Genomic DNA, 13250 nt, shown 5'->3' with positions numbered 1-13250 from the left:
TCTGGCCAGTCGAAGGAACCGGAAGGCTATCAGAACTCTGCGGCTTCGACAGGGCAATTTAATGCCCCGAATCAGTGCGGTTTAGAGCGCTTGGTGGCCTGTTGGCGCTGTTCGCGTATCAGCTCGATAAAGTGCTGCGCACCGAGCCCCAATGGCTTGCTGTTTGACCACACCAGGTCGACCCACAACGACAGTTGAGAAATGTTGCTCAGCTGCAATTCCACCAGGCTGCCGGCCTGCAATGTTGGACGCACCAGCGACTCCGGCAAATAGCCCCAACCGAGCCCGGCTTGCATCATGCGCAGGGCGGCGGTGTGACTGTCGGTGCGCCAGTGGTGATGGGCTTGCAGAAAGCGCGGTTGCAGCGGCTCCGGGTCGCGGCCCGCCACGACGATTTGCCGGTGTTCGGCCAGTTCATCGATTCGCAATTGGCGGCCGCTGGCGATAGCGGGATGGTGCGGGGCAATCACCGCCAGCAAGGTTTCCTGGGTGGTTTCCTGGCAGCACTCGCGGCTGTCGAAGTTGGGATTCTCGAACACCAGCGCCAGCTGCACACGGCCTTCGTGCAGCAGGCGAATCGCGTCGGCTTCGGGCGCGGCCAGCACTTCCACGTCGAGCGTTGGGTAGCGTTCGGCCAGCTTGGCCAGAGGTGTAGCCCAATCGGAGGCAAGCAGTTCCGGGGCGATGGCCAGACTCAGGCAGCTCTCCAATCCAGTCGACAACGCCAAGGCTTGCGCTTCCCACAGCTCGAACTGCTGCAACATGAAACGAGCCTTGGCTTGCAGGGCGAGCGCCGCGGCGGTGGGTTGCGGCTCACGGCCGGAACGGTCGAACAGCTCCAAATTGAGGTCGGCTTCCAGATTGCTGATGGTCATGCTCACCGCCGAAGGCACACGCCCAATGCTGCGGGCGGCCGCCGAGAACGAGCCCTTGTCGAGCACGGCGAGGAAGACTTGCACGGCATCTTTGCTGAGGCTCATCTATCAGTTTTCCTGAAACAAGCTGACTTAAGGTTTCAGTGCATTAGAAATACAGTGGCCGCACATTGGCAAGCGTGAGTACGCAGTGATGCAAGGCAAAAAACGCAAGGTGGTTCAGGCGATCAGCTACGAAGCGGTGGCGCTGTTGTTTATTACCCCGGCCATGGCCTGGGCGTTTGATGGTGGTTTAGCGGTAACCGGTGCCTTGGCGTTGTCGCTGTGTTTGGTGGCGATGGCCTGGAACATGGTGTTCAACAGCCTGTTCGAAGGCTGGGAAAAGCGCCAACGCAAACCCCAGCGCACCGTGGCGCGGCGCGTGCTGCATGCCATTGCTTTCGAGCTGGGCTTGTTGCTGATGACGGTGCCGATGCTGGTGTGGGGGCTGAGCATCGGTTGGTGGCAGGCGCTGGCCACAGACTTCTCGCTGATGCTGTTTTTTCTGCTGTACGCGTTTGTGTTCCAGTGGGGCTTCGACCTGCTGTTCGGCGTGCCGAGCGCGACGTTGGGGGCTGGGCACGAGGTGCAGGCGGGGTAGGGTTTGCGGGTGCTGTTGGGCTTCCTTTGTCAGCCCAACCTACGGATCGGGTATCGCATCCCAGAGAAGAGCAGCGCGGCCGATCGAAAAGCCGCCCTGCCGCCCTCAGCTTCCGTACGGCTATTGCCGCTCTCAAACCTCACGCAAGCCCCGCAGGAGCTAGCTTGCTAGCGAACCCTGCAGACACAGATTGGGAATTTCGTTTCCACGATTCGAAGTGTCGGAGTTCTGTGGGAGCGGCTTTAGCCGCGATGCTTTTAACGAATATCGCCAACGGTCGTCACCTTCTTGATGTCCTTCAAAAAGTAGGCGTACCACTGCAGTTCATTGCGGCTGTATTTACCAAGGTCGCGCTTGGCGATGCGTTTGCCGTTGGCGTACGCGTCGGCATAAGAGGCGTGCTGGTATTTCATGGCATAGGCAGCGGCGATTTCGCCGGTGCGGTCTTTACCGGCTTCGCAATGGATGTACAGCACCAAGGGCAGCCCGGATTGCTGGGGTGCCTGAAGCAGGCTCTGGATGTTTTCCAGCAGCACGTCGGTGTTGCTCAGCGTGGGTATTTTTTCCAGCTTTTTGCGCACGCTTTTCGAGTAGTCGTTCGGCGAGGTCAAGCTGCCGTACACCGGATGGTTGATTAACCGTCCGAGCGCGCTGTTTTTCTCCCAAAACGTTTTTTCTACCTTCAGATCGTCCGCCTCCTGACGGTTGATGCCGTTCACCAAACTGATATCCACCAAGTAGAACTGTTCGGGCAATGACTGGCCCGGCGCAGCTTGCTGCAACGCCATGCGCAGTTCGTTGTAGGTGAATTGTTTGTCTTTGACCGGCATGTTGCCGCGGAACAGGAAATTGCCGGAATCCGCGCGCTCGATCAGCGCGATCATCCCCGGATTGAACGCACTCATCACGGCCGTTTCTTCGGCCTGCTGTTCAAGTACCTGGGCGTAGACGTCTCGCGAATCTTGTATGGGCGGCGCGCTGCAAGCGCTAAGCAGCAGGCAGAGCGGAAGCAGAAGGGAGAGGGCGCGGGCAGTGAACATGGTGGCTCCTGAAAGCGGAAATCGTCAGGTAGCGATGTTCTATTGAGCAGCGCGCGCGCTCTGTAGGCTGGCTCTTTCGGTGCGATGGCAATGGCGTCGCGCTACTCCTTCCCGTTCCGATGCCCGCGGGGCGGCATGGCAAGAAATTGCGTGTTATCGCTACAGCTGCCGGCCGCGTTAGGCCCAGCGCGCCTTACGCCACGCGCGGCGTTGGTTTTTGTCGAGGAAGGTCCAGGCCACGAAGCGGCTTTGTTTCTGCCCTTGGGCCATATCCACCACGCGAACATCGCCGGCGCCGAGTGCTTGTAGTCGCGCCTGTAGCAAGGCGACGTTGCTGACTTTCGACACCAGGGTGCTGAAGCAAAACACCTGCGCGCCGACGGCCACGCTTTCTTCCGCCATGCGACTGATAAACGCCAGCTCGCCGCCTTCGCAGTGCAGTTCGTTGCTTTGGCCACCAAAATTCAGCGCGGGCAGCGTGCGGTTGGGGTCGAGCTTGCCGAGGTTTTTCCATTTGCGCTGGCTGCCGCTGCGGGCTTCGTCCAGGGAGGCATGGAAGGGTGGGTTGCAGAGGGTGAAGTCGAAGCGTTCTTCGCTGCCGATCAGCCCTTCGAAGATATGCGTGGCATCTGCTTGCTGCCGCAATTCGATCGCCGCAGCAGCCTGCGGGTTGGCGCTGAGGATGGCGGCGGCCGAGGCCAGCGACTGCGCATCAATGTCGGCGCCGACAAAGCTCCAGCCGTACTCATGCTGACCAATCAGCGGATAGATGCAGTTGGCGCCGACGCCAATGTCCAGGCCGCGCACGCCCGCGCCGCGCGGGATGACGCCGTCATGGCTGGCGCCGAGCAGGTCGGCAAGGTAGTGCAAATAGTCGGCGCGGCCAGGCACGGGTGGGCACAGGTAGGCCGGCGGAATGTCCCAGTCGCGCACGCCGTAGAACTGCTGAAGCAGCGCGCGGTTGAAGGCTTTTACTGCCGCAGGATTGGCGAAGTCGATGCTTTGCTTGCCGTAGGGATTGATGATCAAAAAGGCGCCGAGCTCGGGGCTGGCTTTGATCATCTCGGCGAAGTCGTAGCGGCCTTGATGGCGGTTGCGTGGGTGCAGCACGGCTTTTTTCTCAGCCGGTGCCGGTTTTTTTGCGGACATTACGGATAACCCAGCACGCGCTTTATTTGTGGCAGGTTGGCGCCGATCCACTGTTTGTCGATGGCGCCCCAGCTGCGAATTTCGTAGTGCCCGGCGTTGTTGCGCTCGCCGGCTTGCTGGGCAAAGTGACAGTCAATATCCAGGTCTGCCAGCGCCAGCAAGGTGTCTTGAGCGGTACGCCGAGGCATGCCGGTGACACCCACCAACGCCGGCACATTGGTGGCGCCGCCGCTGTCGATCAGCCAGGCCACGTACAGGCGGCGGTAGTAGCTGCTTTTGGTTTTGCTGACATCCATGGCGGCGACCTCGATAAGAAACGGCCCTGAAAATCAGGGCCGTGGAGTAGAGAGCTTAGAGGCTGGCGATGCGGGCGCGTTGTTCATTGAACTTGGCCACGGCCTGTTCGGCCTCGGCCAGTTTGGCGCGCTCTTTGGCGATGACGTCGGCGGGTGCCTTGTCGACAAACGCGGCGTTGCCGAGTTTGCCGCCAACACGCTGCACTTCCTGGCTGAGACGTTGAATCTCTTTGTCCAGGCGCGCCAGTTCGGCGTCCTTGTCGATCAGGCCGGCCATGGGCACCAGCACCTGCATGTCGCCAACCAAGGCGGTGGCAGACATGGGGGCTTCAGCGCCAGCGGCCAGCACGGTGACGTTATCGAGCTTGGCCAGTTTATTCAGCAGCGGTGCGTTGTCGTTGAGGCGACGCTGGTCTTCGCTGCTGACGTTTTGCAGGAACACGTCGATGCGTTTGGCCATGGAGATGTTCATTTCGCCGCGAATCTGGCGCAGGCCGAGCATCAGCGCTTTCACCCATTCGATATCGCCTTCGGCAGCGGCATCGATGCGTGTTTCGTTAGCCACGGGCCAGGCTTGCAGCATGATGGTTTCACCGCTGACGCCGGCCTGCGCTTTGATGCGTTGCCAGATTTCTTCGGTGATAAACGGCATGAACGGATGCGCCAGGCGCAGGATGACTTCGAGCACGCGCACCAGCGTGCGACGGGTGCCGCGCTGACGTTCGACCGGCGCGTTCTCATCCCACAGAACCGGTTTAACCAGTTCCAAGTACCAGGCGCAGTACTCGTCCCACACGAATTCGTAGAGGCTTTGTGCGGCCAGGTCGAAGCGGAAGTTGTCGAGCTGACGGGTCACTTCGGCTTCGGTGCGTTGCAGCTGGGAGATGATCCAGCGGTCTACCGACGACAATTCGACTTCTTCACCGTTAACGCCAGTGTCCTGGCCATCGGTGTTTTCGATCACGAAGTTGGCGGCGTTCCACAGCTTGTTGCAGAAGTTGCGGTAGCCCTCGACGCGGCCCATGTCGAACTTGATGTCGCGACCGGTGGAGGCCAGCGAGCAGAAGGTGAAGCGCAGGGCGTCGGTGCCGTAGCTGGCGATGCCTTCGGGGAATTCAGCCTTGGTTTGCTTGGCGATTTTCTCGGCCATTTTCGGCTGCATCAGGCCGCTGGTGCGTTTTTCCAGCAGGGTGTCGAGGTCGATGCCGTCGACGATGTCCAATGGGTCGAGCACGTTGCCCTTGGACTTGGACATTTTCTGGCCCTGGCCGTCGCGCACCAGACCGTGCACGTACACGGTCTTGAACGGAATCTGCCCGGTCAGGTGGGTGGACAGCATGATCATCCGGGCAACCCAGAAGAAGATGATGTCGAAACCGGTCACCAGCACGTCGGTGGGGTGGAAGGTTTTTAGCGCTTCGGTCTGGTTGGGCCAGCCGAGAGTCGAGAAGGTCCACAGGCCCGAGCTGAACCAGGTGTCGAGCACGTCTTCATCCTGGCGCAGGGCGATGTCGCCGAGGTTGTGCTTGGCGCGCACCTCTGCTTCGTCACGGCCTACATAAACCTGGCCGGCTTCGTCGTACCAGGCCGGAATGCGGTGGCCCCACCAGAGCTGGCGGCTGATGCACCAGTCCTGGATGTCGCGCATCCAACTGAAGTACATGTTTTCGTACTGCTTGGGCACGAACTGAATTTCACCGCTCTCGACCACGGCGATGGCTTTTTCGGCCAGTGGCTTGGTGGACACGTACCACTGATCTGTCAGCCACGGCTCGATCACAGTGCCCGAGCGGTCGCCCTTCGGCACCTTCAGTGCATGGTCATCGACCTTTTCCAGCAAGCCCTGGGCGTCGAGGTCGGCAACCATTTGTTTGCGCGCGACGAAGCGGTCGAGGCCGGCGTATTGCTGCGGCAGGCTGGCTTCGAACTCGGCGTTGACGCTGCCGTCGATGTTGAACACCTGAGCGCGGCCAAGCAGGGCGGCGTTCTTGTCCAGTACGTTGATCAGCGGCAGGTTGTGGCGCTTGCCCACTTCGTAGTCGTTGAAGTCATGCGCCGGGGTGATTTTCACGCAGCCGGTGCCAAATTCGGGGTCGCAGTATTCGTCGGCCACGATAGGGATGCGGCGGCCAACCAAAGGCAGCTCAACAAATTTGCCGATTAACGCCTGATAGCGCTCGTCGCTCGGGTGCACGGCCACGGCGCTGTCGCCCAGCAGGGTTTCCGGGCGGGTGGTGGCGACTACCAAGTAACCCAGACCATCGGCGGTTTTGGCGCCGTCGGCCAGCGGGTAACGCAGGTTCCAGAGGAAGCCCTTCTCGTCGTGGTTTTCCACTTCGAGGTCGGAGATGGCGGTGTGCAGCTTGGTATCCCAGTTCACCAGGCGCTTGCCACGGTAGATCAAGCCGTCTTCATGCAGGCGCACGAAGGCTTCCTGCACGGCTTCGGACAGGTCGGGGTCCATGGTGAATTTTTCGCGGCTCCAGTCAACGGAGGAGCCAAGGCGGCGGATTTGCCGGCTGATATTGCCGCCGGACTGACCTTTCCATTCCCAGACTTTTTCCAAGAATTTTTCACGACCCAGGTCGTGGCGGCTCAGGCCTTGGGCGCCGATCTGACGCTCTACCAGCATTTGCGTGGCGATACCGGCGTGGTCGGTGCCGGGCTGCCAGAGGGTGTTGCGGCCTTGCATCCGACGGAAGCGAATCAGCGCATCCATGATCGCGTTGTTGAAGCCGTGGCCCATGTGCAGGCTGCCGGTGACGTTCGGCGGCGGAATCATGATGGTGTAGGAGTCGCCGCTACCTTGCGGGGCGAAATAGTTCTTCGACTCCCAGGTTTCGTACCAGGAGGTTTCAATGGCGTGGGGCTGGTACGTCTTGTCCATGCGGATCGGGACCCTGTTTTGGCAGCTAATCGGAAAGCCGGGAAGTATAACGGGGATGGCTGCGATCGGGGAACGCGAGTGATGCGGGGTTGGGGTGGAGCACCGGTTTGCCGGGGTTATAAGCGGTCCCACGGGGAAATGGTTGCGGCTGCTTTGAAATCGCATCCCTCTGCGTGAGCCTGGATCCCGCTTTCGCGGGGATGACGGTCGTTTGGGGCGGGTTATGGCGTGACTCACCGGTAAGGCGGGCGAGCCATCGAGCCGGCTCAACCCTTACGCGGCGGCAACAACCGGGTCAGGCGCGCTTCAAGGCGACGTTTGAGTTCGGCTTCAATTTGCGGCACGAAGTCGTCGATGACGTCTTGCAGAATCAACTGCGCGGCGGCGCGCAGTTCAGCGTCCAGGCGCAGCAGGTCGCTGGTGGTGTTGCTCGATTGCAGGCTGCGCTGCACGGTTTGCGCGGTGCTGGCTGGCGGAGGCGTTGGCGTCACGGCGGCGGGCGAGGGGTCTGGTCGGGCGACAGCAGGCGGCGGCACATGGGCGGGTGCAGCGGGAATGCTCGGGCGCGGCTGGGGCTGCGTGTGGAGGTGTGGCTGTGGCTGAAGCGGGGGCGGCGCAGTGGCAGGTACTGGCGCCGTGGGGCCGGGCGCAACGATGTCGGAGAGCAGCGGAATCTGGCCCATTTCCACCGAGTCGGTGAGCAGCGGCAAATCGGCAAAATCGTCGGTAACGCCTGGACCGGTGGGTTCCTTGTGGCTCAGAAACTCACGAATCGACTCCAGATCGTCGAGCAGGTGGTTGGGCTTTTGCGGCGGTTTTGGTGTGTCCATGGGCAGGCTACAGTTCAACTCGCTTGGGGTCATAACCCTGCTGGCGGTAGGTGCGGAAGTTTTCCCGCGAGCTCGCCAATTGTTCGGGTTGCTGGTTAACGATTTCGATCACCCGGCTGAAACGCTGCACATGGGGTGACAGGCTGCTGTTGAGGTTGATGAGCAAGCCTTGGCTGGCCGCCGGCTCGTCGTCCAGGCCAATCACCACCGGCGCATCCGGTGCGTCGCGGTGCAGGCTGTGGGGTACGAAGGTTTCGGCCTTGAAACGCCACAAAAGTTCGTCCACTTCGCTGCATTGCGCTTCATCGCTGGCGCGCATGAACACCGGCATACCGTGGCGCCAGGCCTTCATCGCCAACTGACACGCCGCGCGCAGGCGGTCGGCGGGGGCGGTGGAGGACAGGACGTAGAATTCGATGCGGGGCATGGTGGAGTGGGTTCTCAGAATGCGTAAAACGCTCTTTGTAGGAGCGGCTTTAGCCGCGATGCTCCGGAAAAACATCGCGGCTAAAGCCGCTCCCACAGGAACAGCGCCGTTTTAAACCTTGATGCGATCCAACAGATATTGCGTCAGCAATGGCACCGGGCGGCCGGTGGCGCCCTTGTCTTTGCCGCCGCTGATCCACGCCGTGCCGGCGATGTCCAGGTGCGCCCAGTTGAGGTTTTTGGTGAAGCGCGACAGGAAGCAGGCCGCGGTGATGGTGCCGGCCTTTGGGCCGCCGATGTTAGCGATGTCGGCGAACGGGCTGTCGAGTTGCTCCTGGTATTCGTCGAACAACGGCAACTGCCAGGCGCGGTCGTCAGCGGTTTGGCCAGCGGCGAGCAGCTGTTGCACCAGCTCGTCGTTGTTGCCGAGCAGGCCGGAGGTGTGGCTGCCCAGGGCGACGATGCAGGCGCCGGTCAGGGTGGCGATGTCGATGACCGCCTGTGGCTTGAAGCGCTCGGTGTAGGTCAGGGCGTCGCACAGCACCAGACGGCCTTCAGCGTCGGTGTTGAGAATTTCGACAGTCTGGCCGCTCATGGTGGTGACGATGTCCCCTGGGCGCGTGGCGCTGCCGCTGGGCATGTTTTCGGCGCAGGCCATCACGCCCACCAGGTTGATCGGCAGCTGCATTTCCAGCACGGCTTTAAAGGTGCCGAACACACTCGCGGCGCCGCCCATGTCGTACTTCATTTCGTCCATGCCGGCGGCGGGCTTGATGCTGATACCGCCGGTGTCGAAGGTGATGCCTTTGCCAACCAGGGCAAACGGCTGCTCACCTTTCTTGCCGCCGTTGTATTGCAGCACGATCAGGCGCGGCGGTTGCACGCTGCCCTGGGCCACGGCCAGGAACGAGCCCATGCCCAGGTCTTTGAGTTTTTTCTCATCCAGCACTTCGACTTTCAGCGACTTGTAAGCTTTACCCAAGGCTTTGGCTTGCTCGCCCAGGTAAGTGGGGTGGCAGATGTTCGGCGGCAGGTTGCCCAGGTCGCGGGTAAAGGCCATGCCGGCGGCAATGGCTTGAGCCTGAAGGCTGGCGCGCTCGACGTCGGCGAGGCTGGCCTTTTCAGTGAGCAGGGTAATTTTCCCGAGAGGGCGGGGTTTGCTCTTCTGGCTTTTGAATTGTTCGAAGCTGTATTGGTTGTCGGCGAGGGTTTCGACCACCAGACGGGTTTTGCTGTAAGTGTCGCGACCTTTTACCTGCAAATCGTCCAGGGCCAGCACCGCGTCTTTGCCGCCCAGGCTTTTCAGCGTGGTTTGCACGGCGGTGACTACCTTGCGCAGTTGGCGGTCAGAGAGTTCGCTTTCTTTACCGACGCCGACCAGCAATACGCGCTCGGCTTTGAGGTTGGGCAAGCTTTGCAGCAGGAGGGTTTGGCCGACTTTGCCGTTCAGGTCGCCGCGCTTGAGTACGCTGCTGAGTGCGCCGTTGCTGGCGACATCGAGAATCTGGGCGGCGCCGCTGAGTGCGCGGTCTTCGCCGACGGCGACTACCAGGGTGGCGGTTTTCAGTGCGTCTGGACGTGCGTTCTTAACAACAAATTCCATGGCGAGGAGTCCCCAAGACAACCGGTAGGTATTACAGGATAATGCCGCGCTCGATCGGTGTTGAACCGCGCGGCCAGAAAAGGCCTTTTGCAAAAACGGGCTCGGACTGCGCAGCTGGCTCTAGTAAACTCCGCGTCCTTGTCGTTGTTCGGCAGGCGTGAACCGCGTTGGTTTCGTATCCACACCTGCAAATTTTTCGGTCGTCGGCCTTATAGGGCCGGCAACAGGCAGCTAGTTTGAGCTTAGCCGCCTGAGCCTGACAACCCTGGAGTGTCTGGTTTGATTGTCTTCCGTTATCTGTCCCGTGAAGTGCTGCTGACCCTCAGCGCGGTGAGTGCCGTGTTGCTGGTGATCATCATGAGTGGTCGCTTCATCAAGTACCTGGCGCAGGCTGCGCAGGGTGCGCTCGATCCCGGCGTGCTGTTTTTGATCATGGGCTTTCGCCTGCCGGGCTTTCTTGAGCTGATTCTGCCGCTGGGGTTGTTCCTCGGTATTTTGCTGGCGTACGGGCGTTTGTACCTGGACAGCGAAATGACCGTGCTGGCCGCCACCGGCATGAGCCAGCAGCGCTTGCTGGCCTACACCTTAGCGCCTGCCACGCTGGTGGCATTGATTGTGGCGTGGCTGAGCATGGGTTTGGCGCCACAAGGCGTGGCCCAGGTGGCGAAAATTCTCAATGAGCAAGACGCCCTCACCGAATTCGACACGCTGGTTCCCGGCCGCTTCCAGGCCATGCGCAGCGGCACGCGCGTGACCTATACGCAGGAAATGTCGGATGACCGCAGCCAATTGGGCGGCATCTTCATCTCGGAAAAACGCCTGTCGAAAGAGGGCGACAAAGAGCGCGGCATCACCGTGCTGGTGGCCGATAAAGGCCGCCAGGAAATTCAGCCCGACGGCAGCCGCTACCTGATTTTGGAAAACGGTTACCGCTACGACGGCAACCCCGGCGCCGCCGATTACCGCGCCATCAAGTACGACACCTACGGCGTGTTGCTGGTGAAACCGGAAGTCAGCAGCGATATCAGCGAGCGTGAAGCGCTGACCACCCGTGAGCTGATCGGCAGTGACGAGCCACGCCATCAGGCCGAACTGCAATGGCGCATATCGATTCCCCTGCTGGTGTTTGTGGTCACATTGCTGGCGGTGCCGCTGTCGCGGGTGAACCCACGTCAGGGTCGCTTCCTCAAGTTGCTGCCGGCCATCCTTCTTTATATGGCGTACCTGTCGTTGCTGATCGCCGCTCGCGGCGCGTTGGACAAGGGCAAGATTCCCATGAGCCTTGGCTTGTGGTGGGTACACGGGTTGTTTTTGCTGATTGGTCTGACGCTGCAGTTCTGGGAGCCGATGCGCCTGAAGTTGGCGGGTCGCCGCATGGCGCGGGAGTTGGCGCATGGTTAAGTTGGATCGTTACATCGGCAAAGCCGTGTTTTTGGCGATTTTGTCGGTGCTGGGCATCATCGTTGGCTTGGCGTTGCTGTTCGCCTTTATCGATGAACTGGGTGACGTGCAGGGCAGCTACGGCCTGGACGACGCGGCGTGGTACGTGTTCCTGACCTCGCCCCGGCGGGTGTATGAAATGCTGCCGATGGCCGCGCTGATCGGTTGCCTGATTGGCCTGGGCAGCCTGGCCAGCAGCAGCGAACTGACGATTATGCGAGCGGCCGGTGTGTCGGTCGGCCGTATCGTTTGGGCAGTGATGAAGCCAATGCTGGTGCTGATGTTGGCCGGCGTGCTGATTGGCGAGTACCTCGCACCGTGGAGCGAAAACATTGGCCAGGCCAGCCGCTCCATGGCCCAGGGCGGCGGCGAAGCGCAGAGTTCCAAGCGCGGCGTGTGGCACCGTCAGGGCAACGAGTTCGTCCACATCAACGCCGTGCAACCCAACGGCGTGCTGTATGGCGTTACCCGGTACGAGTTCGACAAAGAGCGGCACTTGCAGTCGTCGAGCTTCGCCAAGAAGGCGCAGTATCAGGGCGACCATTGGCAGCTCGAAGACGTTGCGACCACCGTATTCCATGAGCGCAACACCGAAGTGGTGCAAACCCCGACCGAGCGCTGGGACGTGCAGCTGACGCCGCAACTGCTCGGCACTGTGGTGCTGGAGCCGGAAGCGCTCTCTGTGACCGGTCTGTGGCGTTACATCCACTACCTGGCCGACCAAGGCTTGGCTAACGGCAAATACTGGCTGGCGTTCTGGACCAAAGTGCTGCAACCGGTGGTGACCGCCGCGTTGGTGCTGATGGCCATCTCCTTTATCTTTGGTCCGCTGCGTTCGGTGACGCTCGGCCAGCGCGTGTTTACCGGCGTGCTGGTGGGCTTTGTGTTCCGCATTGCCCAGGACCTGCTCGGACCCTCGAGCCTGGTGTTCGGCTTCCCGCCGTTGCTGGCCGTGCTGATCCCGAGTTTGATTTGTGCGGTGGCCGGGTTCTGGATGTTGAGGCGGGCGGGGTAAATCTCGCGCAAAGAAAAGCCGGCTTAATGCCGGCTTTTTTGTGGGCCGATGTTGAGGCCGCGATGCTTTAGCTCTTTTTCTTCTTCGGAATATGCACCAGCCGCGTCTCCGAATAGATGTCATGCCAGCTGCGTTTTTGCTTGTCCCAGAGCGCCCATAGGAAACCCAGCCCCAGGCACAGCCACGACGCCATCGACACCATAAACCGCAGCAGTGCTTGCCAAAGGCTGATGGCGCTGCCGTCGGCGTTCTGCACGCGCACGCCCCACACTTGCATGCCGAGGGTCTGGCCGGAGTGAGTCCAGAACTTGGCGAAGAAGGCGAAAATGGCCAGCAGCACCACCGTGGAAAATACCGGATCAACATCCAGCGCTCGGTTGTTGGCCAATTCCTGCAAACGCTCGCTGCCGAAAATCAGGCGCAGCACCACCTGCTGATAGAGCAGGCCGGTGACGATGGCGATGGCCACGCACAACAGAAAGTCATAAAACATCGCGGCAAGGCGGCGGGGCAGGGCGACAGGGGGGAAGTCACCCTGGGGCTGGAGAAGACGTTTGGACATGCAAGGCTCGCGGTGAGTGAAAAGCGCGAGGCACTTTACTGCAAAAGTGGTGTTGGGAAAAAACTCGCTGTCTCGTCGGCCGGCTCTGTTGTAGGAGCAACCTTGGTCGCGAACCCTGCAAACCTCGGCGAATGGCGTTTCCAGGATTCGCCAGCAAGCTGGCTCCTACAACAAAAAGCCCCGCACTTGGCGGGGCTTTTTGTTTCGCGTTCGGATCAGCCGATAACTTGGACTTGATCTGCTTGCAGGCCTTTTTGACCTTGTACCGAAACGAAGCTGACTTTCTGGCCTTCTTTCAGGCTCTTGAAGCCGTCGCCTTCGATAGCGCGGAAGTGCACGAACAGATCCGGACCGCTTTCTGGAGTGATGAAACCAAAACCTTTCTCGTCGTTAAACCACTTGACGGTACCGTTCTGACGATTCGACATATCTTATTTCCTTGGAACTTGAGTTGATGACAGCCTCGGTTTTCTATCGAGGGCTGGAC

General features: G+C 60.7%; 12 protein-coding genes and 1 pseudogene. 3 read left to right on the top strand and 10 right to left on the bottom strand.

The genetic code is table 11. The features are described from left to right. Positions 1-71: 71 nt before the first annotated feature. Positions 72-980, bottom strand: coding sequence for a LysR family transcriptional regulator (locus ACZZZU_RS09135; RefSeq protein ID WP_463550401.1), 909 nt, complete (start codon positions 978-980; stop codon positions 72-74). A gap of 88 nt (positions 981-1068) precedes the next feature. Between ACZZZU_RS09135 and ACZZZU_RS09130 the strand changes: the two genes are divergently transcribed. Next, a complete protein-coding gene (locus ACZZZU_RS09130) occupies positions 1069-1515 on the top strand; it encodes a PACE efflux transporter (RefSeq protein ID WP_463550400.1) in 447 nt (148 codons plus the stop codon). Between the two features lie 257 nt (positions 1516-1772). Here ACZZZU_RS09130 and ACZZZU_RS09125 read toward each other — a convergent pair whose 3' ends face one another. From ACZZZU_RS09125 to ACZZZU_RS09095, 7 genes and pseudogenes are all read right to left on the bottom strand, one after another. Then, positions 1773-2555, bottom strand: coding sequence for a protein-tyrosine phosphatase family protein (locus tag ACZZZU_RS09125; protein WP_463550399.1), 783 nt, complete (start codon positions 2553-2555; stop codon positions 1773-1775). 177 nt (positions 2556-2732) lie between these two features. After that, entirely contained in the window at positions 2733-3704 is a 972-nt protein-coding gene (gene rlmF, locus ACZZZU_RS09120; protein ID WP_463550398.1) for a 23S rRNA (adenine(1618)-N(6))-methyltransferase RlmF, read from the bottom strand. Next, on the bottom strand, positions 3704-4000 hold the full coding sequence (locus ACZZZU_RS09115; RefSeq protein WP_122494126.1) for a winged helix-turn-helix domain-containing protein: 297 nt from the start codon (positions 3998-4000) through the stop codon (positions 3704-3706). Before ACZZZU_RS09115 ends, rlmF begins: the two co-directional genes overlap by 1 nt. Positions 4001-4055: 55 nt before the next feature. After that, entirely contained in the window at positions 4056-6887 is a 2832-nt protein-coding gene (locus ACZZZU_RS09110) for a valine--tRNA ligase (protein WP_463550397.1), read from the bottom strand. Between the two features lie 266 nt (positions 6888-7153). Further along, positions 7154-7294, bottom strand: a pseudogene (locus tag ACZZZU_RS09105) (DNA polymerase III subunit chi); the annotation flags it as partial. A 430-nt stretch (positions 7295-7724) separates the two neighbouring features. Next, positions 7725-8144, bottom strand: a complete 420-nt coding sequence (locus tag ACZZZU_RS09100) for a DNA polymerase III subunit chi (RefSeq protein ID WP_122452551.1) — start codon at positions 8142-8144, stop codon at positions 7725-7727. A gap of 111 nt (positions 8145-8255) precedes the next feature. Then, entirely contained in the window at positions 8256-9746 is a 1491-nt protein-coding gene (locus ACZZZU_RS09095; RefSeq protein ID WP_463550396.1) for a leucyl aminopeptidase, read from the bottom strand. 279 nt (positions 9747-10025) lie between these two features. Here ACZZZU_RS09095 and lptF point away from each other — a divergent pair, with 279 nt between their 5' ends. Both lptF and lptG read left to right on the top strand, forming a co-directional pair. Then, complete coding sequence (gene lptF, locus ACZZZU_RS09090) at positions 10026-11147, top strand: LPS export ABC transporter permease LptF (protein ID WP_463383642.1); 1122 nt, start codon at positions 10026-10028, stop codon at positions 11145-11147. Continuing rightward, a complete protein-coding gene (lptG, locus tag ACZZZU_RS09085; protein WP_463539893.1) occupies positions 11140-12201 on the top strand; it encodes an LPS export ABC transporter permease LptG in 1062 nt (353 codons plus the stop codon). Before lptF ends, lptG begins: the two co-directional genes overlap by 8 nt. A 67-nt stretch (positions 12202-12268) precedes the next feature. Here the strand turns inward: lptG and ACZZZU_RS09080 are convergent, their stop codons facing one another. Together ACZZZU_RS09080 and ACZZZU_RS09075 are read right to left on the bottom strand one after the other, a co-directional pair. Further along, positions 12269-12763: an RDD family protein gene (locus ACZZZU_RS09080; RefSeq protein ID WP_463550395.1), complete on the bottom strand. Its 495-nt coding sequence runs from the start codon at positions 12761-12763 to the stop codon at positions 12269-12271. Between the two features lie 215 nt (positions 12764-12978). Continuing rightward, a complete protein-coding gene (locus tag ACZZZU_RS09075; RefSeq protein ID WP_122452556.1) occupies positions 12979-13191 on the bottom strand; it encodes a cold-shock protein in 213 nt (70 codons plus the stop codon). Positions 13192-13250 lie beyond the last annotated feature (59 nt).

The organism is Pseudomonas sp. AC136 (genome assembly GCF_979258585.1).
This window is presented reverse-complemented; position numbering and strand designations above follow the sequence as displayed.